At 63.8% G+C, this 23,056-nt stretch carries 23 protein-coding genes and 1 pseudogene; 2 read left to right on the forward strand and 22 right to left on the reverse strand.

Annotated features, from left to right (window positions below; genetic code table 11):
• Nucleotides 1–240: 240 nt before the first annotated feature.
• The 18 genes and pseudogenes from CHX26_RS09200 to CHX26_RS09285 all read right to left on the reverse strand — a co-directional run bounded on the left by CHX26_RS09200 (nucleotide 241) and on the right by CHX26_RS09285 (nucleotide 18,274).
• Nucleotides 241–2,946 carry a conjugal transfer protein TraG N-terminal domain-containing protein gene (locus CHX26_RS09200; protein ID WP_104942110.1) on the reverse strand — a complete coding sequence of 902 codons (2,706 nt, stop codon included), beginning with the start codon at nucleotides 2,944–2,946 and terminating at the stop codon, nucleotides 241–243.
• 29 nt (nucleotides 2,947–2,975) lie between these two features.
• Nucleotides 2,976–4,325 (reverse strand): conjugal transfer protein TraH, encoded by a 1,350-nt coding sequence (locus tag CHX26_RS09205; protein ID WP_233997344.1) that lies wholly within the window; start codon nucleotides 4,323–4,325, stop codon nucleotides 2,976–2,978.
• A gap of 133 nt (nucleotides 4,326–4,458) precedes the next feature.
• Nucleotides 4,459–5,283, reverse strand: coding sequence for a conjugal transfer protein TraF (locus CHX26_RS09210; RefSeq protein ID WP_104942111.1), 825 nt, complete (start codon nucleotides 5,281–5,283; stop codon nucleotides 4,459–4,461).
• Nucleotides 5,270–6,958, reverse strand: a complete 1,689-nt coding sequence (locus tag CHX26_RS09215; RefSeq protein WP_104943357.1) for a conjugal transfer protein TraN — start codon at nucleotides 6,956–6,958, stop codon at nucleotides 5,270–5,272. The genes CHX26_RS09210 and CHX26_RS09215 overlap by 14 nt, the downstream gene beginning before the upstream one ends.
• 41 nt (nucleotides 6,959–6,999) lie before the next feature.
• Nucleotides 7,000–7,581 carry a type-F conjugative transfer system pilin assembly protein TrbC gene (trbC, locus tag CHX26_RS09220; protein ID WP_233997095.1) on the reverse strand — a complete coding sequence of 194 codons (582 nt, stop codon included), beginning with the start codon at nucleotides 7,579–7,581 and terminating at the stop codon, nucleotides 7,000–7,002.
• A gap of 179 nt (nucleotides 7,582–7,760) precedes the next feature.
• Nucleotides 7,761–8,729, reverse strand: a complete 969-nt coding sequence (traU, locus tag CHX26_RS09225) for a conjugal transfer pilus assembly protein TraU (protein ID WP_104942113.1) — start codon at nucleotides 8,727–8,729, stop codon at nucleotides 7,761–7,763.
• Nucleotides 8,730–8,773: 44 nt separating this feature from the next.
• On the reverse strand, nucleotides 8,774–9,412 hold the full coding sequence (gene traW / locus CHX26_RS09230) for a type-F conjugative transfer system protein TraW (protein WP_233997096.1): 639 nt from the start codon (nucleotides 9,410–9,412) through the stop codon (nucleotides 8,774–8,776).
• Nucleotides 9,409–9,933, reverse strand: a complete 525-nt coding sequence (locus tag CHX26_RS09235) for a S26 family signal peptidase (RefSeq protein ID WP_104942114.1) — start codon at nucleotides 9,931–9,933, stop codon at nucleotides 9,409–9,411. Before CHX26_RS09235 ends, traW begins: the two co-directional genes overlap by 4 nt.
• Nucleotides 9,920–10,465 (reverse strand): annotated as a pseudogene (locus CHX26_RS16300) (TrbI F-type domain-containing protein). The gene CHX26_RS09235 and the pseudogene CHX26_RS16300 overlap by 14 nt, the downstream one beginning before the upstream one ends.
• Complete coding sequence (locus tag CHX26_RS09245; protein WP_233997100.1) at nucleotides 10,405–10,680, reverse strand: hypothetical protein; 276 nt, start codon at nucleotides 10,678–10,680, stop codon at nucleotides 10,405–10,407. Before CHX26_RS09245 ends, CHX26_RS16300 begins: the two are co-directional and overlap by 61 nt.
• Before the next feature lie 160 nt (nucleotides 10,681–10,840).
• The gene (gene traC, locus CHX26_RS09250; RefSeq protein WP_104942116.1) at nucleotides 10,841–13,387 is read right to left on the reverse strand and encodes a type IV secretion system protein TraC; all 2,547 of its coding nucleotides are present in this window, start codon (nucleotides 13,385–13,387) and stop codon (nucleotides 10,841–10,843) included.
• Entirely contained in the window at nucleotides 13,387–14,112 is a 726-nt protein-coding gene (locus tag CHX26_RS09255; RefSeq protein WP_104943359.1) for a conjugal transfer protein TraV, read from the reverse strand. Before CHX26_RS09255 ends, traC begins: the two co-directional genes overlap by 1 nt.
• Before the next feature lie 5 nt (nucleotides 14,113–14,117).
• A complete protein-coding gene (locus CHX26_RS09260; RefSeq protein ID WP_104942117.1) occupies nucleotides 14,118–15,008 on the reverse strand; it encodes a DsbC family protein in 891 nt (296 codons plus the stop codon).
• Nucleotides 15,005–16,339: a TrbI/VirB10 family protein gene (locus tag CHX26_RS09265; protein ID WP_104942118.1), complete on the reverse strand. Its 1,335-nt coding sequence runs from the start codon at nucleotides 16,337–16,339 to the stop codon at nucleotides 15,005–15,007. Before CHX26_RS09265 ends, CHX26_RS09260 begins: the two co-directional genes overlap by 4 nt.
• Nucleotides 16,336–17,097: a type-F conjugative transfer system secretin TraK gene (locus tag CHX26_RS09270; RefSeq protein WP_104942119.1), complete on the reverse strand. Its 762-nt coding sequence runs from the start codon at nucleotides 17,095–17,097 to the stop codon at nucleotides 16,336–16,338. Before CHX26_RS09270 ends, CHX26_RS09265 begins: the two co-directional genes overlap by 4 nt.
• The gene (locus CHX26_RS09275) at nucleotides 17,097–17,669 is read right to left on the reverse strand and encodes a type IV conjugative transfer system protein TraE (RefSeq protein ID WP_104942120.1); all 573 of its coding nucleotides are present in this window, start codon (nucleotides 17,667–17,669) and stop codon (nucleotides 17,097–17,099) included. The genes CHX26_RS09270 and CHX26_RS09275 overlap by 1 nt, the downstream gene beginning before the upstream one ends.
• A gap of 12 nt (nucleotides 17,670–17,681) precedes the next feature.
• A complete protein-coding gene (gene traL, locus CHX26_RS09280) occupies nucleotides 17,682–17,969 on the reverse strand; it encodes a type IV conjugative transfer system protein TraL (protein WP_066112198.1) in 288 nt (95 codons plus the stop codon).
• Between the two features lie 29 nt (nucleotides 17,970–17,998).
• Nucleotides 17,999–18,274: a hypothetical protein gene (locus CHX26_RS09285; RefSeq protein ID WP_442956929.1), complete on the reverse strand. Its 276-nt coding sequence runs from the start codon at nucleotides 18,272–18,274 to the stop codon at nucleotides 17,999–18,001.
• Nucleotides 18,275–18,691: 417 nt separating this feature from the next.
• Between CHX26_RS09285 and CHX26_RS09290 the strand changes: the two genes are divergently transcribed.
• The gene (locus tag CHX26_RS09290) at nucleotides 18,692–19,144 is read left to right on the forward strand and encodes a helix-turn-helix domain-containing protein (protein WP_104942122.1); all 453 of its coding nucleotides are present in this window, start codon (nucleotides 18,692–18,694) and stop codon (nucleotides 19,142–19,144) included.
• Between the two features lie 119 nt (nucleotides 19,145–19,263).
• Entirely contained in the window at nucleotides 19,264–19,461 is a 198-nt protein-coding gene (locus CHX26_RS09295; protein WP_233997101.1) for a helix-turn-helix transcriptional regulator, read from the forward strand.
• Nucleotides 19,462–19,494: 33 nt separating this feature from the next.
• Here CHX26_RS09295 and CHX26_RS09300 read toward each other — a convergent pair whose 3' ends face one another.
• The 4 genes from CHX26_RS09300 to CHX26_RS09315 all read right to left on the reverse strand — a co-directional run bounded on the left by CHX26_RS09300 (nucleotide 19,495) and on the right by CHX26_RS09315 (nucleotide 23,027).
• Complete coding sequence (locus CHX26_RS09300) at nucleotides 19,495–21,141, reverse strand: DUF11 domain-containing protein (protein WP_146107700.1); 1,647 nt, start codon at nucleotides 21,139–21,141, stop codon at nucleotides 19,495–19,497.
• 332 nt (nucleotides 21,142–21,473) lie between these two features.
• The gene (locus CHX26_RS16160) at nucleotides 21,474–21,608 is read right to left on the reverse strand and encodes a hypothetical protein (RefSeq protein WP_257790840.1); all 135 of its coding nucleotides are present in this window, start codon (nucleotides 21,606–21,608) and stop codon (nucleotides 21,474–21,476) included.
• A gap of 153 nt (nucleotides 21,609–21,761) precedes the next feature.
• On the reverse strand, nucleotides 21,762–22,235 hold the full coding sequence (locus tag CHX26_RS09310) for a DUF4188 domain-containing protein (RefSeq protein ID WP_104942126.1): 474 nt from the start codon (nucleotides 22,233–22,235) through the stop codon (nucleotides 21,762–21,764).
• 357 nt (nucleotides 22,236–22,592) lie between these two features.
• Nucleotides 22,593–23,027, reverse strand: a complete 435-nt coding sequence (locus CHX26_RS09315; RefSeq protein WP_104942127.1) for a DUF2141 domain-containing protein — start codon at nucleotides 23,025–23,027, stop codon at nucleotides 22,593–22,595.
• Nucleotides 23,028–23,056 lie beyond the last annotated feature (29 nt).

The following is a 23,056-nucleotide window of genomic DNA, read 5'->3' on the forward strand; positions in this document are numbered from 1 at the left end:
CGGAACATGCAGGTGCATCAGACCATTGTTTTGTCGCGAGAGAGGCCTCCCGACATAAGCAATCTCCGGACGCCTGCAGTTCTTTCGAAAATGGTTTATCGAGCCGCCTCGATGCAACGAGCGGCGAGGATCTTTGCCTCAGGGCCGGTGCGACCAGAAGAAAAGGCGTCTGGTCATTCGTCCCCCTGGCATTTCCCCGTGAGGCCCGCGCAGGCTGGATCGTCCTGCGCCAGGCAGCCCTCACCATTGCTTCACATCATCTGCAGCCTCCGGGCTTGCCCCTGTGGCTTTCTGCGTAACGCGTTCGAGGTCTCTGCGTGAAGCCTTGATCCGCGCGCCGCCACTGGCATGAGCCCCCTGAACCGCATCTGCGATTTCCTGGGCAGCAGCGTCTTGCCTATGCGACATGATGCCAGAGCCCCGGCCTGCGGTGTGATCTTGCACATCCCGGGCTTGCGAAACGCTGGTCCGCTCGACGGCCGGTCCGGGGGGCAGGGTCAGCCGATCCTCAATTTCTTCTCGAACCTGGTCAGCGAAGCTGGCGATGAATTTGGCCTGCAGCGCCCGACCCGGCTCGCTGAGCTGAAACGCAGCGTCATCGAAGCGTGCCTGGCCGTAAAAGTCACGGTTTGTCTCGATTTCGGCCAGGCCCCATCCGCGGTAAGCCTGCGACAGGTTCAGGCTGCCCGCTGCGCTGCTGCCTTCGAAAAAGGACGCCTGATGCTCAAGGCGATTGGCAAGCTCCTCGGCTCTGCGGGCCTCGAGAGTGTAGCTCTGAGCCTCGGTCAGCGAGGCATTCAGTCCGCTGGCGGTGGTCGAGACCGAAGAGCTTGACGCGGTGCTGACTGATCGCACGAAGCCCTCCCGGGTGTTCGACCAATTGCGACTATCCGATATCTGCGACAGGCTGCCAAATATCCGGGTGCGGTCCTCGGAAGCGATCCCGATGTCACTGTCGGTCCATGATTGGTTGCGCCCACCTTTTGCGCCGATATTCGCCGATGCAACGCCGTTTGTCAGACCTGCACTCGCGCCAGCCTCGCCATTCAGGAACCAGGACACGGTAATATCGTCCGCCGCTCGGCGCGAAAGCCCGAACTGCCGCTGCAGATTGGTCGAGGCCTGATCAACCTCGCTGAAAGCAGTCTGGATGCTGTCGGCATTCGAGGTCCCGCTGGCGCTCTCGAATGAGGAGCTCTTGCTGAACTGGTCCCTGAGTTCACGGAACTTGCTGACAGCACTGGACGTCGATTCCGCAGCAACGTTGACATAGCTTTCGCTATTGGCGCGGGCCTGCGACGCCATGCTCGACAGCCGCGACGTGAATTCCTGTCCCAGGGTCGGGGTGAAGGGATAGCTCGAATTCGGCAGCTGATCGTAGCTCGCCTGCCCGAAGCTCGCGGTCACCGTGCCGCTGTCGCTGACTGTGCGGATCTGCTGCGCGCCATAGGTAAAGCTTGGCGCGATCGTGCCCTGTGAGAACTGGCGGGTCATGACACTGGCGTTCTCGAGGCTGGTATTGCCGAGCGCAAGATTGCCGGTGCTCGCCTCGCGGGCCGCTTCCTCTGCCGCATTCTGGCTGGGGTTGAGGTAACTCGTCGCATGATGGGAAATCGCCATCGCACCTCTGGCAACGCCGCCGGCAAGGAAGGGCACGGAGGCGACAAGGTACCCCGCCAGAAGCCCGATATCGCTGTTCACATCGGCCATGCCGGTGAAGCTCGCAAGGCTGAGGCCATTGGCGCCCGTTGCCGCGGCCATGTCGGCTGCGCCCTTGTACATCAGCATCATGTGGAGGATGACGAAGAGAGGGCCCCAGGCGGCAAGGTAGAAGAAGCCCGTCACATAGCCCTTCAATGCGATTGGCCCGGTCTTCGGCATGAGGAACAGCGGGAAGAGCACTGGAAACAGCGCGTAGAACAACACGGTCAGCACGATATTGAGGAGCGGCACCCATTTCATCGCATTGCTGGCAATCGAGCCATAGGTCCGCTCGGTCTGAATATCGGCGCGGGTCTGCGCATAGACATCGACATTCCCGGCACCGGACGCTGCCGACATCGAATGCATCGCCTGGCCCATCGCGTTGATGGTGAGCGTCTGCTTGAAAATATCCGTGGCACTGGCCGATACGCCGGTGAGATACTGGTAGGCCACGGGCAGGTCAGCAAAGAGCTTGGCCTTGGCAAGTGCTGCGGTCTGGTTGGGATAGAGCTGGCGGCCGAAGACCGTGCCCATGCTGTCGACGAGGCTCGTCCATTGGCCATTGAGCGCGCCATAGGCCTCGCGGCAGGTGACGATGCTTGAAGAAACCTCGCCCGAGCCCGCGTCGCGCGTCAGGAAACGCTGCGCCCGCGCCTGGCTGCCGGGCGCAATGGTTGTCCAGATATCCCCGCTTTCGGCGAGTTCCTTCATCGAATAGCGGCCAAGCAGCACGTCGTAGAAGACGCATTGCCGGAAATGCTCATCGAGATTGGCGGCGAACTCGGGATCGGAGATGCGCAGCGAGCGCGTCGCATCGTAGAGACGCGCGCCGTAGATCATGCCGTTGTTCGAATAGTTGAGATCGCCCGGCAGGCCGAACACCACCTCGGCCGACCCGGTGAGATAATCGCCCACCTGGCTCGTGAAGCTCGCCATCAGCGCAAGGCCGAGCGGCACATTGCTGACAGCGGCCGGGGCGAGGGTGGGATTGAGGCGGTCGGTGACCCGCACATCGAGCCGCGGCACCATCAGGCAGGAGTAGATGAGGGTGGCGCCCAGGAACCAGTTGATCCACGCGCGCCAGTCCTGATTGAAAGCAAGGGTAATGGCCGACAGCGCAAGGCCCATGACCATCACAACCTGCAGCAGGCTCTTGTAGCCGCCGTTGCCGGTCCAGGCGGCAACCGCCTGAAAAACATTGACGAGATAGTCCCCGCCGCCGACCGTGAAGATCTCAACCATGGTACCGCGCCTTCGGCTTGTCTGGGCAATCAGTGGGTGAGGGCGCGGGTCTGGACGCCGCGCGACCAGTCAAGCGAGGCCGCCATGCCCGGCGACATCGAGGCCGCCAGCACATTCTCGATAAAGGCGGTCTTCTCGATGATCTGCATGATCGCGCCGACCTTGAGGTGCGTATTCGCCTGCCGGTCCGCCAACGCCTGGCGCACCACATTCACCTGCCCCTGCCACATCGCGATCTTGGCCTCGTCAGCGCCAATGAAGCTCGACATCGACCGGCCAGCCTCACTGACAATCCGGTCAAGCACCGCAAACAGCAAGTCGACACTCGCGATCTCGGCAAGGGTCTCCCGGTCATCGGTGGGCATGCCCCGGCCATAGGCGGCCTGCACGGTCAGGATCTTGTAAAGCGGGATCGAGGAGACCTGCAGCAACTCCTTTTGCGCATCGGTGATCGGCCTATCCTCGCGGATCGCGTCGACCATGCCGGCGATCAGTGCCGATACCCGCGGCCGCAGCGCCTTGGATGCCGCAAGGCTCAGCGGCTTGAAGCCCGGGTTGAGGCATTTGTCCGGCTCATCGCAGTCATAAATCATGACATTGCTGCCATTCGTGCCATCAAGCAGCGAGGTGACCAGGGTCGACGAGGCATCGCCCGCGACGGGCACGAACTTGCCCGGCTCATTGTCGGTTGGTGGCACACAGATGATTGTGCCGAGCAAGGTCATCGCATATTCAGCAAGTTCTCGGTCAAAGTTGCCATTCGGTGAGAAGAATGCCGACTTCCTGAGGATGGTCCAGGTGTAGTTGCGCGCCACCCCCGGATTGACGTCGTCGTACGTGCCGGACCCTTGGGCCGTGGTGCTCGCGCGCTGACCTCTGGTGCCGCAGCCATGCTTGGCTGCCGCATAGTCTGTAAAGATCCCTTCCGCATTGCCGATCGCCTCGCACACGGCTTTGTCGGCGAGGTCGCCCTTGGGCCAGATGCCGCCCACCAACCCCTGCGCCATCTCGCAGGAGTTGATGTTGAGATTGTTCATGAGCTGCGCCTTTTGGGCAAACTCCTGCATGATCTTCGAGCATTCCGGGCAGACCGTGTCGATCGCGAGGCTGAAGGCAAAGCCGACCGCGTTGTTGGCTACCGCCTTCATCATGGCGACGATCTCGCTCGCATTGATGAAGCTGAAGGAGCCTGCAAAGATGTCGATGCCGCCGCAGCCCGCCCGCGCACGCGGCAGCTGCAGATTGGCGATGTTGGTCGTCTTCTGCGGGAAGCGCGTCCAGACATTGCCGAGGCTGTAGTAGCCTGCCGACTGCCCCTCGAACGCCGTTGGCCCCGTGACATTGGCGGCGCCGCCAACATCATTGAGAAAGGAATCCATCGAGCTTCCCACATCCGCTGACACGCTGGACAGCGGAAGCGTCACGGCAAGAAGGGCGGCGATGATGCGTTTTGCGGTGAGGGCAGTGCGCTGGTTTGAGGCGGGGTGGGGCCTGCGCTTCAGGCGCGATGGATCAATAGTCACGTCCGGCTTCCTTCGATGTGAGGAGGAAAATGCGATCCTGCAGTTCGTCAGCGCTCATCACGCCGTAGCCGATCGGGATGGGCTGGTTCTTGAGAGCGTCCCACAGGACCACGGCAGGCGTGATTTTGGGTTCAAGCCCCATGCGCCTGCGCTGATTGGTCTCGACCGTATAGCCCGGGAAATGCCGCGAAGGCCCGCCGTCGGTCGAGATCGCGCGGACCGTGATTGTCCAGCGCGAGGCGACACCCTGCACAATCGGCGACATCACCTCGCAGGCCGCGCAGCTCTGGGCAAAGAAGTAGAACAGCCCGTAGCGCTGCGAGAGCTGCGCCATCACCGCATCGCGTTCGGCGCTGCGGCTGTCCAGCCACTGGCGCTTGCCGAGCGTCGAGACCGGCCGCTGCAGCGTATAGTCGAGGTCCGGATCCTGCCAGATCGCCCGCTGCCAGACATCGCTGAACAGCGAGGCACGATCGAGCTGCTCACGCTGAAAGCGGATATAGGCCGTCACATTGGCCGGGGTCGGCTCGAGAATGGCCTTGGCCTTGAGCTCGCGCAAGGTCGCGGTGATCGCATCAAGCTGGCGCGTCGCATTCTGTGCCGCCGCTGGCGCCGTCTGCTGAGCCGGCTTTGGGCGGGTGCAATAGAACCAGTAACCGAGCTTGCGCTCCTGGCAGTAGAAACTGTCCTGCCTCTCGATACTCTCGGTTGGGAGCTGCTCCTGTGCTCGCACCGGAGCAGCATGGGCACCGAGGCAGGCGAGGGTGCCAAGGCACAAGGCAAGGGCGCGCGCGGCGGCGCTATCTGGTGGCATTGGTATAAAAGTCCTCGATTTTCTGCTGGAGATCGTCCGCGACCGCGAGTTCGTCGGGCAGCCGCGCCGCCTCGGTGAACTCGGCATAGACCTCGCTGAAATCCATCTGGCTGAGGTCGAGCCGGGCAAACTCATCGAGCGTGAAGCCGCGGCATTGCTCGTCTCTTGGCTTAGCCCAGGGCTTGTTCAGCTGTTTGCGACCCTGCTCCTGCAGGATCCGCGAAAGCTTCGATTCAAAGCAGCAATAGGCCTTCTTCTTGGTCAGGCAGACGCCAAGAAAGCTGTCCGAGCAATAGGTCCCGACATAGGCGCACAGGCCCTGCGCATCGCGCTCGTGGAGCAGCATTTCCTCGCGGCTGCAGCCCAGGCTGACCAGCAGCTGGATGCCCGGCACCAGCGCAAAACCCTTGCCCTTGCAGCAATTGAGGACGCCGAAGACTTTCGAGGAACAGGTGGCGCGCGTGCCCTTGAACAGGGTGAGGCTGTCAGGATCGAACTCGCGGCGGGCCTGATCCATCGCATTCAATGCGACCACGGCGTCCTTGAACTCGTCATTGGCTTCGCGCGTGATCGTCTCGCACGAGCCGTCGATGCAATAGACATCGGCATCACAGATGAACTGGTTGGGGCTGCCCGGTTGATCAGGCAACGGGCAATCATAGACCCGTTCCCAGGTGCGGCAGGGCTCGCCCGAGAGGCACTCCTCGCCTACCAGATTGCATCCGGGTGTCGCCCCGAGCGTCTGACAGTCCTGGGCTTCGGCATATTGTGCGCAAGCATACTGCCGCTCCCATGCCCAGCAGGGCCGCGTCACGGCCACACCGTCGATGATCCGCGTGAGCGGATCGCTGTCAGTGCAGGCCTCGGAAGTCTGACTACAGCCGGGGTCCGATGCGAAGGCCTCACATTCGCTTTCATCGCGACTAGACGTGGTAGCAAGAGTGGCAATTATCTCCTTGAGATCGCTGCCAGTTACCGGGGCAGAGCAGGACATCACGCTAACAGGTTCGCCAGGCTCCTCGCAAAAGCGGGGGCCCCCAGCATCTGGCCATGTCTGGCATGGGATTTCGGTCTGTATCGTTCGTTCACAGCCCGCCGCCTCGAAGCGGGCGCAGCTTTCCTGTCCGCCCATTCCGTATTCGCTGCACCAGTAGATATAGCGCGGCTGTGTCTCGACCGCGACGCGGAGCGGGATGGCGCAGCTGCGCCTTTCCTCGCTGACAGCATATCCGACATTGCAGGTGGCCATGTAGCGCGCGCTGCTGGCGCTGCCAGGCGGTAGCGGGACACAACGCCCGTGCGAGCCGCTGACGCTCATGCCGCTGGTAAAGGCGAGGGGATCGGTGTTGATGTGTTTGCTGCGCGCAATCACGGCATCGAGATCCTGGGGCGCGAAGCGGGCGCGGCGATCCATGGAATCGCGCATTGTGCGATAGCCGCTATGGCTGGCTGCCTGGGCCGCAGCCTCGCGCTCCATCCCCGCCGGATCATCGAAATGGCGCGCTTCGGCAGGGTTGCTGCCGAAGCCCGGAATGCGGTTCGCATCAGGACGCGCGGTTGCCGCGCCTTGCGCCGCCGCTGCCTGTTCGCGTCCAAATGCCTTCCCGTCAGCCTTGGCCGCCGCTGTCGCGCTGGACGGCTGAGGCGCATTCTGGGCCTTGGCCGCCGGCGCCATCCCAATGCCGAAGGCAGCAAAGCCGGCGATGAGCGCACGCTTCATTGATCTGCCCCCCTGAGCCTGGCGAGGTGGTGTGAGGCCATTCGCGCAGCCGGACCGCCGCGGCTCGCAATGGTCTCGAGCGCGAAGTCGGCTGTCACATTGCCGCTGATGCGGTCATGCGGCGGGACCTGTGTCTGGCAGTCGAATCCGTCACACAGGTCGAAGTCCGTGCTCGCAACGACATAGGTCGGCACAGCCGTGACATTGAACGCGCGGAACAGCCGGGGGTCGATCCCGACGCTTCCCATCTCATCCTGATCCAGCGCGACCTTGCCGAGCGCTTCGCTCAGGACCTTGGCGCTGCCCGCCGGAAAGCCGCGCAGCGCGACAACGCCGCCAGCAGCATTCACGCGCGTGATCATGTCGCGCAAGGCTGGCGCCGGCATCGAAAGCGAGGCAAAGGCTATGAAGCGCGGTGCCTCGCCAAGATTCCCTTTGGCGGCTGAGCCGGCAGTCGCGACCATCTGATCGAAGTCGAAGGTCTCATCAGGCCTCGGCCGGGCTTCAGTCACGGTCGCCTGAACGTAACCTTGAACATGTCCCTGCGCATCGAGAGCACTTGCATCTGCCTCTACCATGACAGCCTGCGCCCGCGTCCGAGCCATAGCCGCCAGCGCTTCGGCCGCGTCTCTATCACTCTGCGCTCTTGCCCGAATGGCAGCCAGATCAAGCGCGGGTTCGCTGGTCTGTGCCGCAGCGCCCCCGAGAGCGGCAAGGCTTACGAAAAACGTAAGTACAGGAAAGGTATAGGGCTTTCTCATAGCGCGCAGCAGTTCCGTTTGCGCCAGACCAGGTAGCCCATGTCCTCGCCAATCGCGGGGTAGACCTGTCCTGCCGACATGAAGGTGGTGGAGGCGCCAATGGGCGCGCAGGCATAGCGGCCCCTGGTCTGCGGATTGGGATTGGTGGCCTGGAAGCGGTACTGCTGCTTCCTCATCACCGGCATGAGATACTTGCCGCACAGGCCCTTGCTGCCCATCGTTCCCCAGGCGACAAGCTGGCGGTGCAGCTTGTAGGAGAAGCGCGACAGCGCGAGCCGCGAGGCCTGCACATGGCCTATGGTCGCCGAGACATTGCCGTTCAGGGGATACATCGTGCCCTGGCATCCGGCGCACCAGAACAGGTCATCGATCGGAAGCCTTGTGGTGGCCGCTGCGCAATCGGCAGCACAGGCCGCGAGCGCCAGCGGATTGGCGAAGAGCACGCTTTCGGGATTGATGATCGCCGTAAGCTCGCTGTCCTGCCACAGCGGATCGATCTCGCTCACATAAAGGATGTCGACCGAGCCTGCCTCAAGGCACAGGAAATCGGCAACCAGCTCCATCCAGTATATGAGCGGGTAGGCATACCAGTGGACGTGCCACTGCGAATGGTACTGCGTGGCGCCGCCCACCGCCGACGGCCCGGCCATGGTCTTGAACCCGATATCGAAGCCGGGATCGATCTTCATCCCGCCGAGATTGACGAAGCACCAGGGCTTCATGCTGACATCAGCAAGCCGCACCGGCTCCCAGAAGCCCATTGCCATGCCGGGCCTGATGCCGCACAGACAAACCGGCAGGTCCGGGTTTGCGGGGTCAGGTCGGTTGGATGGCCAGACCTTGAGGGCACCGACGGAAATCGGAAAGAGGCACGACCAGCATACGTCGGTGATCGGGTTGACGAACTTTCCCGTGCACTTGCCTGGACCTGCATCAGCGCTCGCGGGCGAGCTGATAGCAAGCATGAAAAGTGCAGCGTAAATCCATCGAAATAGAGTGTTTCTTGGTTTCATGATGAGGCGCGACCTCCGGTCCTGACCGGTGTTTCGGTGACGCGGAGCACACGGCCCTGCTGCTCGACCACAGCGGGCACCGCGCGGATGCCGAAATGCTTTACGAGCGCGCCGCCCTGATCGAAGTAGAACCGGCGCTGGCGCGCCTTCATGAGAGCGAGCGGCGCGCCGCGCACCAGGATCAGTTTGGCATTTGTCTTGCCGTAATGTGCGTTCGCCCAGGCAAGCTGCGCGTTATCGTCGCCATCAAGGAACACCAGCGGTGCGCGCAGGGGCACGGTGTCGAGCGGATTGACCCGCGTGCCGCGCGCAATGATGATCCGGCCAGTGTCATCAGCAATATCGCGTTCGGCGCTGATGGTCGGATCGAACGGCCAGCTGCGATAGCTTGCGGCATGGGCAACACCGGCGACCGGCTCGGGCCGGTTGACCCTGGCGATCGTGCGCTGCCTCATTCGTTCATTGATCCGCGCGGTCTCGCCGGTCGCCTCGAGGTGGGTAAGGCGCGCCTTGATCTGTTCGAGCAGATCAGGCTCGATCACCGGCCAGAGCGTGCCGTGCTGGCCATAATCCTTTGCCGCCGCAGGCGCGCTGCAGGCGAGCATGATCAGGGCGGGGATGAGGAGCGGCTTCACAGGATCGGCCTCCCGATCCCGAGCATGCGATCACGGCAAATCCATCCGATCGCGGCGTAGCGGCTGTCGAACCCGTCCTTGTGCGGCGTCGTGACGAAATAGCAGTTTTCGGGAACCCGTCCGGTCGGCCCAAGCGCGAGCGGTTCGCCGAGGCGGCTTGTCAGCTTTGCCGTTGCCACCGGGCGGCCATTCACATGGAAGGTGCGCCCCTCGCGGGACACGAGATCGCCGGGCATGCCGCTGACGATCTTGCCGAAAGGCCGAGGGCGGGTCCCGAAATGCCTTTTGAGGAGCGGTGAGGCGGGCGGGGTGAAGACAATAATATCGCCGCGCTGCGGGACCCCGGTGCGGCTCGTCCAGATCGCCCAGTAGGGCAGGCTCGGGCTGGCATTGATCATCAGCGCATGGCTGGTGGCAAAGCTGCTGAGCGCGGTCAGGCCGAGCACGCCTGCGCCAAGCCCCGCCAGCAGAGCGAGGCGACGGGCCGTTGCCGAGTGCGCAAGGATGTCAGCGGCGCGCATCGGGACCACCGCCAATCCGGCGCGCGACATCGGCGCGCACGCTTTCGGTCAGATCGGGCGCGCTACCCGAGACCACCGCTTCGGCGACCAGCACTGTACGGCCCTCTCGGCCGAGCGCCGCAACCGAGGCTTCGACCGCCTTCAGGTAGAGATCGACCCGCATGCGGATTTCTTCAGGGGGGCGGCCCGCGCGCCTCAGCCTCGACGAACTCGCGCATGATGCGGCTCAGCTGGACATCGACCCGCATGCGGATTTCTTCAGGGGGGGGCGGCCCGCGCGCGCCTCAGCCTCGACGAACTCGCGCATGATGCGGCTCAGCTGGACCGTGACAACCTCGCGCTTCTCGAGGCTGAGCATCCGGTCGGTCACCCAGACACCCCACAGCGTGGCACCAATCATGCTCGCTGCCACAACCATCGCGGTCGGGCTCAAAGCGGGACCGCGCCGGCCCTTTGTTGCCAATATGTTCTTCACTTCTTTCCTCCCTGAAGGTCGCGCTCGAGGTCCCTGAGAAAGCGGGGCAGGCGCCATGCTGCGATCAGCGTGGCGGCGGCGATGAGGACAAGCTTGATCTCGTCCAGAAACTGGTTCTGGCGGGCATCGTCTGCCGCCAGAAAACGCTCAGCAAGGTTCGCGAGATGCGCAAAAAGGCTCTGACCATCCCCGCCCGATAGGGCGAGGAAGAACACCAGCGGGGCGCCGAGTGCCATGAGATAGCTCGAGCCGATGAAGCTACTCGCTCTCATGGTGATGAAGCACAGGTCGGATCCGCGCGCGCGCCAGCCCTTGCGCCCGCCCGGTGGGGATTGAAGCGGGTTGTCCTGCGCGGGTTTTCGCTCCGCTGTAGCGACCAGATGAAGAGGCGGGGATGTGGTCATTGCTGGTGATCCTTGGTGTTCTGGATCCTCAGGACGAAGGGCCAAAGGCGATCCGCTCGATCGCATCAGCCAGCTGGTGTCCGCGTGCGACTTCGGCATCGATCGCGGCAAAGGTGCCGGGCGAGCTCGAGAACAGGGTCGACGAATATTCGTCGAGCACGAGCCGGCCGATGGCCTCGACCTCCGGGCCCTTGATGAAGACCTCCGAATAGTCATTGCCCGAGCGCTTCAGGCTGCGGATCAGCGTCTCGGTGCGATCATCCATGTCGAGGCGTTTGGAGGCCTTGAAGTCGGCGATGGTCTCGGGCTTCTGCTGCAGGATCAGCATCCAGTCGCTGTTCTCGAGCGCCGCGGTCGCCCCGTCGGACTTGTAGTAGTCGTTCAGGGACTGCGTCGCGGTCGCCAGCGCCCCGCCATATTTGCGGCAGGTGCGCGCATAGGTCTCGACGAACTCGCCCATCGAGCCGCCCTTCAGCATCGACCAGGCTTCATCGATCAAGAGGAGCTTGCGCACCTGCCGCGGGGTGCGGGTCATCGCCTGGCTGGTCATGAACATGATCGCCGAGAGCACAACGCTGCGCAGTTCCTCGCGCGCGCCGAGATCCGACATCTCGAAGACCGTGAAATCGGTGTCGAGCGCGAGGCTCGCCGCGCCCTCGAAGAAAGCGCCATAGGTCCCGCCCGCCATGTAGGGCGCGAGCGAGGTCGCCAAATCATCGGCCATCTCGTGGCCGGTGCGGCTGAGGGCTTCGCCGACACTCGTGACCGTCGCTGCGGTGCCCGCCTCGTTCCAGACGGTGTTGACCGCCCGGTCGATGAGCCCGCGCTCGATATCGGACAGCGGCGCGGAATGCCGCGCCATCTGGCCGATGATCGCTTTCACCATCCCGAAGCAGTCGAGCCGGTAGTCCTCGTCCTCGGCCGCGCGCGCGGCGTCGATCATCGAGAAGGGATTGAGGCAGAACCCCGCCGCAAGCGTGAACTCGACGAACCGGCCGCCCTGGAGCTTCACCGAATGCTCGAAGCTGCGCCCGTCATCGATCACCACCACCTGCGCGCCCGCACCGCGCAGCGCCGCGCACATTTCCTGCAGCAAGACCGACTTGCCCGAACCCGACTTGCCGCAGATTGCGACATTGTGATTGCCCGCCTCGTTCTCGAAGGGCGACCAGAAGAAGGGCTGGCCGCGCCGCCCGACAAACAGCAGGTGCGGGTGGGCACCGCCGAGATACTCGCCCTGCATCGGGGCGATGTTGGCAGCGGTTGTCGAAAGCAGGGTGCGCAAGCGCTTCAGGCGCTCCATGTCGGCACCGAGGCCGTCGGCAAGGGTCATCGGCATGGCAGCAAGCAGGCCCTGAATCTGGAGGAAACGTTCATCGGCAAGATCCCAGCCTGCCGCCTTGTAGATCGACTTGATCGCGCGCTCGTCGCTGTCACCGCGCCCGAGCGGCGAATAGGTGAGGAGGCCATAGAAGACCCGCACCAGCCGCCGGCCTTCCTGCAGCTCGGCCTGGACATGCTGCCACTCGGCCGCCTGTTCGCCGATGCGCGGCAGGAAGCGCGCGCTGCGCGTGCCCGAGAGGCTCGTGGTGCGCATGAACTTGAACCCGGCCCTGGCTTCGGCGGCCTCGCGGTCGGGATAGACAAGGCACAGCATTGTTGCTGCAGGGCAGGGGAAGCGCAGCTTGTCGGTGAACAGGTCGCCGATCAGCCGCGCGCATTCCCACGGGGCCCAGCGCGCGGGCGTATTGCGCACCGCAAAATGCCGGACATCGAAGGCATCGGGATAGATCGCACCGATCTCGGGCACGCCGTCATGGCTCTTGCCGGTCGGACGGAACCGCTCGGTTGCAAGCCGCATGCGGTCTTCCTGCACAACGAGCTCGATATCGTGGCGGATCGCCTGCGCCGCGATCGCATCATTGGGGTTGTAGGCGGTAAGGTCTTCCTGCGGGGCTGTGGTGGGCGAGGTCAGGTCATCGATCAGCGCGATGAGGCTTTCAGGGCCAACCTCGACCACGCCCAGACTGAGCGAGCGCAGCATGGCAATCAGCCCGTCGCGGGTCTGCTTCAGCTCCTCATGGGAGACATGCTTCGATGCAGGGACGCTGACCGAGACGATCACCTGGTGGTGGCGCGCATGAAACGGCGCGTCGCCCGAGCCCGATTTCCAGACCAGGCCATAGAGATGCTTCGCCCGGTGGCGCGCGATTGCCTCATAGACCCCGCCCTGAAGGTAGCGGGGGCCAAACCAGGGCGCGATGATCCGGCTGATGCGCGGGCTCGCCCAGTGCAGCACCTGCAGGCACGCGCCTGGCGGCAGACCCTCGGAGAAGAACTGGCCGAGGATCTCGCCGGTGCGCTCGTCAGCGCCGATCAGCGGCGTGACTGAAAGGACGAAGCCCTTCGAGCGGGCATTGAGATAGAGCCGGCTACCCGGATCATAGACCCGGTAAGGCAGCCAGTCGGAGAGCTGATCGAGCATCAGCGACGGGCGCCCCGCCTCGGCCTGCTCGGCATCGCCGAGCAGGCCGGTGAGCAGCGAATGGGTGAATGTGCTGAGCTTCAATGCCATCACTTGGGCTCCCCGGGCGTGCTGGCACCGCTCCTGGCAGCCTCGATGGCCTCGAGGCTCGGATAGGTCAGCGGGGAGGGGGAGCCAGATGGCCGAGGGGCTCGATCATGCGGGGACGCAGGCATGTCGAACCCCTCGGCCGCCGGTGCGCTGGCACCGGCATCGGCCTCGCGCGCCGTGGAGGGGGGGACCAGCGGCGAGGCCAAGGGGGAAAGGTGATTGCTGGGCGAAGACGAAAACAGGGGCGAGGGATCGTCATCGCTGTCCGGTGCGGCATCGCGATCGGTGGTGGATGCCCGCACTTCCAGGGCAGTCTTCAACTGACGGCGCAGCTGCCGCATCAGCGGCGTTGCGGCTTCGCTGCCTGGGCGGCGGCGCAGCTCGGCCGCCCAGCGCGGGTTTTCGATGACGGCCCATGCCACCGCCTCATCATGCAGGGTTCCGGTCTCATCGACGCGCGCCGGAAAGACGATCTTCAAGGTGCGCTCGGCGGTGCGCGCCTGATCGCCCGGGTCGACCATGCGCGGCGGGCGGAGGGTGCTTCTGGGCGTTTCAGCCTGCCTGATCTCGCCCGCCGCGCGCGCGTCGATGATATGCGAGGGCGCGCAGTCTCCCTGCGGAGCACGGCACTGGAACGAGCCTTCGACATTGGTGCCGAAGGTGGCGCAGCCAGAGAGCAGGACGGCGAGGGTGGCGCATAGCGGAAGTCGGATATTGTGACGCATGGCGATCATCCTTTCTTGGTCAGGGTCTGCGCCGGCATGGGCTTGCCAGCGAGGAAGGCGCGCAGCACATGCGCCGGGCGGTAGCCCTCAAGCACCGCGCCATCGGACGGGCGCACGATCACCGGCGTGCCATTGAAACCATTGGCCCTGGCAAAGGCCTCGTTGGCATCGAGACCGCTGGTGTCGCAGGGCCTGGGATTGGCGAGCGCAGTGCCGGCATAGGCCAGCCGCAGCGCCAGATCGGGGCGCGGCGCACACAGCACCCGTTCGGCCTCGCGGCGGCTTTCGGCCCCGAAGATCGCAATCGGGCGCTCCTCGACCCGCGCGCCAATCGCCTTCAGCTCATCCTCGAGCTTCTTGCAGTAAGCGCAGTTGAAGTCGGAAAAGACCACCGCCTTGAGGCCGTTGGCCGGTCCCCACATGATCGCGCCCTTGGCCGGAAGCCCTGCGAGCGAGACCTTGGTGGCGCTCCCGCGCGGGGCTTGCTGCGATGCCTCTTTTGCCTGCGCATTGCGCGGCGCGCCGGCGGTGAGGAGGTCAGGGTTGAGCTCGAGCAACCGCGCCGCGGTCAGATCCTGGCGCGTCTCCATGTCGTAGACCCGGCCGATCACGAGATAGCGGGCCGCCCGGTCGATGTAGAACAGCGTCGATTTGGACGCGACCTCGCACAGGCCCCCAAGCCCCTTGCAGTCTATCTGGGTAATCGGCGTCTTGGGCAGGCGCAGTTCGAGCGCTGTCCTGACCGTCGCCGTATCTGGCGTCTTCGCCGTGCTGGCAAGGCTGGCTGCAGCCCATCCGGTGGCTCCCGACAGCGCGATCAGCGATGCGATCGCGGCGGCGGGGCGGATCCAGCGCGCAGATGTGCGCGCCGGGGAATGGTTGTCTTGTCCGCTCATTGGGAATTCCTCACATAGACGCCGTCGAGAAAGACGATCTCGACTGCGATGCCGGTCGGCATCTCGACGACGGGTTGGTATTGTTCAGCGCGTTCGATGAGGTACCTGCTGACCGTGTCAGCCGCCTCGCCCGCGCCCTGGCCGAGACCGCCCGCGACAATGTCGGTCGCGGACAGGGAAGGGCGCTGCTGGCCAGCGCCCAGCTGCCCGGCAAAGATCCCATTGGCATTGGCCGAAAAGCCGCGCCCGAACCCGCCGACGATGCCGGCAAGCAGCGCCTGACTGACGAGATTGCCTTCGCGGCTGACCACGCGGCCGCGCACCCCGGACTTGCCGGCAAAGCTGATGAAGCCCTTGACCTCGCTCACCGCGACCCGGCCGCCGGGCTGGTCGCAGGTCATGCGGGCAAGCTTCACATAGACCTTCTCGGACGAGAGATCGCCGCGCGCCGCGCCGTTGACAATGCAACCCTCGATCCGCGTGGTCAGCACCTTGCCGTTCTGCATGACCGAGCGCGCAGGCCCCGTGATCCGCAGCACCACGGGCAGCGGATCGGTCTGGCTGCTGACCCCGGCCGAAGCATCGACGCCCACGATCACCCGCGCCGAAGCATAGGAATTTGGCGGGAGGTAGTCGGGCGAATCCTCGACCACCACCGGCGGCGCTTCAGGCCGGATCGCGCGGGCGCCGCCGCCTGCTGCCTTGTCGCCGCCAAAGCTCATCAGCGTGACTTCGCCGGGCGCAGCAAAGGTCGGTTCGCCTGCGCCTTGCGGTCCGCCCAGTGTCGATATCGGCGTGGGCGCGCGCCCACGGCCATCATAACCGCCCGCCTGCGGGCCATAGGCCGGCACCGGCGCGTTGGGCGGGGGCGGGGCGCTCTGGCTCGCAAGCCGCGAGCGCAGTTCGGCGTTCTCCGCCGAGATGGCGTCGATCGCGGCCTGACCGTCGGTGCGCATCGCCTGGTTTTCCGACTTCAGCGCCGCAAGCTGCGCTTCGATCTCCGAGCGCGGAACGCTCGTGTCCTTCAGCGCCTTCTGCTCGCGCGACACCGCCTCGAGCCGGTTGCCATAGGTCGCCACAAACTCGCGCTGGGAGAGGTCCCGGTTCACAAGGCCAGCCGTATCGATGGTCTGGGCCGCATGAGGGTCATTGCCCTTGGCGCGGTCATCGCCGCCAAGGATGAGCCAGCTGCCGCCCGCCAGGACCACCGCACCGATCGCGATGAGCAGCAGCTTCTGGCGGCGCGCGGTGGCGGCGTTGAGGTTGGCGACCGGAGCGATGCTGACTGTCTCGGTCTGGGCTGTAGCGGCCGGAGTGGGCGTGTCGCTCATTGGCCCTGCTCCCCGTTCGCACCGACCACGAAGGCGGTTGTGCTCATGCCGGGCGCGAGCACAGGTCTGACGATCGCAACCGCGAGCGCGCCAGCGGGCGCAAGGTCGCGCTCAGCGAGCGTGACATTTGCCTTGCCGCGATTGGCGATGCGGATGACCTTGCCGGCAAGGCTGCTGCCCTCGTAATCGGCGATCAGCTGCACCTCGAGATCGCCGACGCGGGCAGGGCTCGCTGCCACCTGCCGGACCTCGAAGCCCTGGACCGAACGGTCATCCGCCATCGCCTGGATGAGGCGCACCGCGCTCGCGGTAAGCGGGGTCTCCTTCTCCCAGTCTGCCGCCATGTTCCGCGCAATCGCCGGGTTGGTGATGAAGACTTGGACGGCGGGGATGGGCTCGATCCGGCAGGCAATCTTGTAGACGAAGCCCTTGCGGGTCGTGGCAAAGAAGCTTATCGCGCGGGCTGCAAAGGTCTCGGGCACCGAGACATAGATATCGCCGCGCAGCGGCTCGTTGGTCACCGCGAAATCATTGTAGGGCGTGCCGCTCGAAATCTTCGAGACGCTCGCGAACTGGTCGTCGGCGAGCGCAAAGCGGGTGAGCTCGCGCGCCGAAACGGCGCATTCGATGCTCGACCCATCGGCGGCCTGCCGGAACTGATCCGCGGCAAGCGTCGGGCTTGCGCCAACGAGGGTCAGGGCGAGCGCGGCGGCGCTGGCAAGCCACTTCGCGGGCCTTAAGGCGTGAGCGTAAGCCATCAACGGGCCTCCTTGGATGTGTCTTTGATGGGAAGCTGGGCGAACCCGGCGAGCGCGAGCCGCAGCCCGCGATAGGTCCAGGTGAACCGGAAGCGCCGGTCATCACTGGCGATCACCTGTGCGCCCACGAAGGTCTTGAGCGTTCCCGTGACCTCCGAGGTGAGGCCCTTGGGATCGACGGTCATCGAGCGGATGACGAAGGCTTGGGTGACGTCCGAGCCGCGCTGTTCGGCGACGATCTTCACCAGATCGGCCTTGAGCTGGCCGTGGCTGACAGGGTCTGCGAGCTTCAGAATCTCGCCCATCCAGTAGTCGAGGCCCTCGGGGCTGCGATTGAGCAGCACCAGCGCGGTATCGCGGGTCACAAGCTCGAGATAATCCGCATCGACCCCGGCGCTGCTCACCGTGAGTTCGCGCGGCACGGTCGGCAGCAGCACGACCTCGCGGTCTCGCGTTGCGGCAAGGCTGGTCGCCACGACCAGCGCAATCCCGAGCCCGGCACTGGTGAGCGCGAACAGATTGCGCTGGCGCAGCAGGGTCTGCTGGCGCTCATGGGAAATGTCGGCAAACATGATTGTCTCCCCTCAACCGGCAAGCAGGCGGCAGTGGGAAGGCGGCGTGGATTTGAGACCCAGTAATCCGGCCGGCAGATACCAATAGGCGGCATGGGCTACCCAGGAGCTGGCGCGTCCTGCTTTTGCCTTTCGCAGCGCGAACCAGGCGCCGAACGCAACAATGATGCCGATAAAGATATGCTGGCTGAGGATCCCCCAGGTGAAGGGGACAATCATTCCGGCAAACTCGTCGATGGTCCAGAAGCCGATAAGCTCCGGATCGTCAAGCCGCCGGGGAATAATGTAAGGGTCTGCCATCTGAGCGCCGCCTTCCCGTGGCCGCTACGTCAGATGACCGCGGTCACAACCGAGGTGACGATCGGCACGCCGGTGCCAACCCCGATGCCGACACCCACCGGCACAGCGACCTGGCCAAGCGAGAAGCGGCCCGAGGCAAGGCCGATGAGGCCGCCCGCAAGGCTGAGCACCGTGATGATCTTGCCGCCCGAGCCCTCAAGGAAGTTCGTGAACTGTGCGAGAGCCGGGTCGAAAGTCGTGTCGGCACCGGCATAGGCGGTACCTGCAGCGAGGCTGGCAATGAGCGCGGGGATGACAAAGGTCATCGCCCGCTTGGCTTTGGTAGCGCGCTGGCAGGACACGCCGGCACGTTGGAGGAGGGTGGGGGACTGCATTCGAGAACTCCATGCGGGAGGGTAGGGCAGCGTCCTTGCGTTCGCTGTGGGTTCTCTATGCGTCTAGGAAGTTGATGTAGGAAAGTTGGAAGGCGCCTGACGGCCCACAGGCGGACGCATAGGGACGCTGACAAGCGGCTACGTTGCCAAATCTATAACAAAACAGCAACTTTATAGCACTTTACTGTCGGTCCTTCGCAACATGACGGTCAGCAATTGACAACGAATCAAGCTCTGAGATCGATTCGCCTAGAACCGAGATGTTCGATATATGTTCTAAATTGTTTCCTACATGGACGGCGCGCGATAAGCCTGCGACTCACTTGCTCATCGACAGGAGTCGTCACCATGCATCAATCCGGCATCCCGACGAATGCGAGCCTCGCACGCGTTCTGACCCACGCCATCGAAACGGCCGACAAGCCGAAGCATCAGATCGCCAGTGAAGCAGGGATCCATCGTGTAACCCTCTTCAAGATCATGCGCGGCGAGCATGTCATCAGCATCGACAGGGCAGTGCGGATCTTCGAGATCTGCGGCGCCTGTCCTCACGTCGCCATCGTGTTGACGCTCGCCGGTGAAGAGGTGCTGGCCTGCGATTGGATGCGCCGTGACATGGGCGCATTCCTCGATGCATTCATAACCAGCCTGCCCGGGCAGCTCGATCGCACCCTCGGTCGCCGGATCGCCGACCTCAGACCACGATGGGCAGCCGGCACGTCGCAGCTCGTCGCCAAGCTGCTCGCCAAACACATCGATGATCTCGCCAATCGCGAGATCGGCATGACCCTCATCCGCTAAAGCCGTGGAGGCTTGGGACGGGCCTCACGCATTACTCAAAAGGACCGACAATGACTGCCAAGCCTCACAGCACTGCCGAAAGCACCGCCTGCACTGACACAAGGGAGCCTTCGATCACTATGCCATCCCGCCTGCTTCGTCTGCCTGAGGTCGTTGCAAGAGTGGGTCTGCGCCGCTCGACAATATACAAGCGCATGAGTGACGGGCGCTTCCCCAAGTGCCGCTCGCTGGGCGCCAAGTGCTCAGTCTGGGTCGAAGCGGAAATCGACGCCTGGATCGAAAATGTCGTGCGATCCGGAAACCAGGCCGACCATTAATGGATCGCGTGCCTCAATCTGCAGAGCAGTGCGTCAATTCAGACGCGCATCAAACAGGATTGCGAAACTGGCACCACCACCAAGGTTGGCGACCGTGCCCGTCAGCGTTGAGCCGCTGAATGCACTCCCGTATGGATCGCTCTCGTCCGGGCCAAGCGCGTCGTCATCTTCGCTGATCGTTGCGCTCATGCAGCTGGAACCGGTTCGAACGCTTCCCGCCACAAAGGTGAGTGAAACCGGCAGATTATCGATGACACTGACTTGCTCGACCGGCAATGTGCCCGGGTTGCTCACCTCGATGCAGTAGCGGATCGTGGCTCCGGGAATTGCCTTGGGATTGGTGCTGCCCGCCCCGTCGGCGAGCACGGTGGAGGTTTTGCTGACGACAAGGGGAACCAACCGCGCGTTGGTGTAAGTGCATTCCACCGCGACCTCGCCCGGCCCGACCGTCAGCCCATCCGACAAATTGGTATCAGCCGTGCCGGTGCAGGCCAGCGAAGCCTGGTAATTGCCTGCATTGCCTGGGGCCATGGCCTCAGCAAGCATCAGCGTGTCGCCAATGTTGACGGGCGTAGACGTGGGGTCGATATCAAGATCGCCCGCTGACCCCGCATCAGAGACAAGCGTGTCAAGGACCGCCGCATTGCGCGTCACCGTCACGATCGCACGATCGCCTGTCACCGCGTTTACCCACTGCTTGCGCAGGGTTAGCCGCGCATCATTGTCGGTGATGGTATGGGTGCTGGTCGTCTGGACGGCGGCGCCGCAGTCGGTGGTATGCGCAAGCGTATAGCCTGTGCCTGATGAGAGCGCATAGGTGATCGTTTCGCTGCCCTCGACATCTGCATCGTCGATAACCGCAATGCCAAGCGGGATCGGGCTGTTGAAATAGGTGCCCGCCGGGATGGTAACGGTAAAGGCCGCACCGCCGCTCGGGGTGGTATAATCTCTGCCGCGAACCGCGGTCCCGCCGGTGATCACGACATTGACATTGATCGGGTTCGGCGTGCTCCCGGTAATCAGCAAGGTCGCGCCAGGCAGGGCCGGGTTGGCCTCGAGGCCTGTCGTCGAAGACGCCGCAAGCTGGACAAAGGGCCGCAGGTTCAGCCGGATCGCATCGAGAAAATTGCCCAACGATCCCGGATCACTGGTGGTGAACTGCACGCGCTGAAGGCCAGAGGGCCCGCTGTAGGTTGTCGACCCATTGTTCACGTTCCAGACGGGATTGCTCGTCCGTGAGGCCTGGGTTGCAAGGGACTGCAGCACAGCGCCCGCGCTGTTTGCGACCTGAAATCGCACCGTCTGCGTCGAAGGACCGCCCGACCTTGCGCGGTGTGCAAAGGTCCAGCTGATGGGCTCCCCGGTGATGAGGCAGATATTCTGGAAAAAGGTGCCGTTCCGATTGGCGTTCATCTCGGCAAAAACATTGCCTTCAAAAGCCGGCACGCCGTTGAAGCGGGAATCCCATAACTCGATTTCAGCGGTTGTCGTCTCCCAGCCGGGGACCTGATCGCTGGGAAGGATCTGAAAAGATGGCGCGCCCGGGCCAGCCGGATCATTGGCTTCGAACGAGGGGTTCTCAAGTGAGCGAAGCTGAGCAAGGGCAGGATTATGCGCCAACAGCACCAGAACCGCGGCGCACAGCCTGCCGGCATTCCCCGGCACAGGATAATGTCTCAATCGTCCAGCAAGCGTCAACTTCGGCTCCGTCTCCCGCGGGCCGGCAAGCGGCGAGCCTTTGCGCGCAGAGCGAGCAGCTGATTAAGGGATTTTAGCTAACGCACCGTTAACCTAACTTTCCCTTGAGCAATCTTTCGCCCATGCACCTTGAGCAGCTCCTTCCGCCGCAAAAGATCATGATGCATCCGCATGACCTTGAGGCGAGGCAGAATCACAGGAGGGATTGGTGGACATCGCTGGGCTGCTGCCGGCAGAGCGGACCTCTTCCAGCGCTTGGGGCTGTGCCCGGGACTTGCCGTCCTGATCGCCGCTTCAGGGGGGATTTGAAGGGGCTAGGCCGCACCTATAAATTTGCCAAGGTCGTACGCCCATTCGCCTCCAAAGCGAAGGGCCGCATAGATTCCGATGAGCAAAAAGCCGGCATAAACCAGCCCTTTGAGGCGATCGGCTTTGGCTTTCCGTTCCATCTCCAAACCACGCTCCTTGTGCTACCAGCTCGTATGGCTATCATCGCGCGATAACGACAACAACCGCATCCTATCAGGAAGTGCCGTCGTTCGCAGAAACCTCGCGAAAAACTGCCATCCGGCTGTTGGGGAAGCCTTGCTGTCAGTCGCCGGCTAGACCTGCTCAATACGCCCTCTGGCCGTGGCAAGCGCGCCCTTGGCCTCGATCAGCGTCGCGCAATCGCCCAGCAGGGTCGGTGGCATGTTCACAAAGACATTTTCATAATCCCCGGGCCTGATGCGGTAGGTTTCGTGATAGACACCGACTGTCCCGTCATTGCCGACCTTGCGATTGAAATCGGCCCAAGCCGGAAGGTGCTGAAGATCCCTCGCCTTGGAATAGGCATCGAGATCCTCGAAAGAGCGCCAATACTGGATCAGAACGATGGTGCGTCCGAACCAGGTCTTGCCGCCAAGAAAGCCCCGTTCAGGCTGGAGCGATAGCTCGCGGATCATCCGTGCCATCGCCAGGATCAGTGGCAGCCAGCGGTGCACCATCCACCAGCGGTTGATCCGCATCCCGATGATGAACACCACGAAGCCTTCCTCGGCTTGGGCCGTCCAGCGGCCCTGCATTACACCCGTCATTGCGATCCCTCCTGCGCTTATGTGCCCGACATGTCCCTGCCCACTGCCGCTCGGACCCTCTGCAAGGCGAACGCGACACAGGCCATGCCCATTGCGAGATTATCTGAGGCCAGGTCGTCGTTGTCGGCGGGCTGGGCAGCGCCGCAGCGCGATCGGTGCAGGTCCGCCGGACGATTTCGGCAAGCACGTGATCGCCGCTGGCAAAGCAGCGCCAGGCGGCATCATGCAAGACCCGGATCGGGCGGCCTGCTTCACGCAGCGACAGCCTTTGAACCCGGGTTGAGCTGACGTTCGCCAGCGCCTCACTCAGGCATCCCTTGCGAAGATCCGCACCGGTCATGGCGTGGTCGCAAATCATCACTTTGCGAGCGCGATCGTAAGGGACAGGCTCTTGCCCCCTTCGAGCGTAAAGGCAGCTTCGTGAAAGCGCGGCGGCCGCATCACGTGGCGGATGTTGTTCGAGACGCCCCAAGGCTGGCGCGGGCGCCCGAGAAAGTCGCGGGTGATGTCGGCCTGACCTTCAGGCAACAGGGCCACCACCAGCGCGTAATTGCCTGGCGCAAGTCCGCGAAACACACAGGCGGCAGCGCCTGCTGCGCGCTTGGTCCGATCCTCTCCTGCCGTGCCCCTACCAAACGGGAAGTTGCGCGGGCTGTTGTAGAGACGGCACGCGACATCGCCCTTTTGTCCTTCAACGCCCGATACCATCACGATCACATCTTCGCTCGCAGCCTGTGTGGCCAACAGGGCGGTGCTCAGGGCAGCAGCGGCATTCAGGAACGAGCGCAGCATAGTCGGTTCTCGCGTGTTGACACTGTCAA

This window comes from Porphyrobacter sp. HT-58-2 (assembly GCF_002952215.1).
In the GTDB taxonomy this organism is placed as follows: Bacteria; Pseudomonadota; Alphaproteobacteria; order Sphingomonadales; family Sphingomonadaceae; genus Erythrobacter.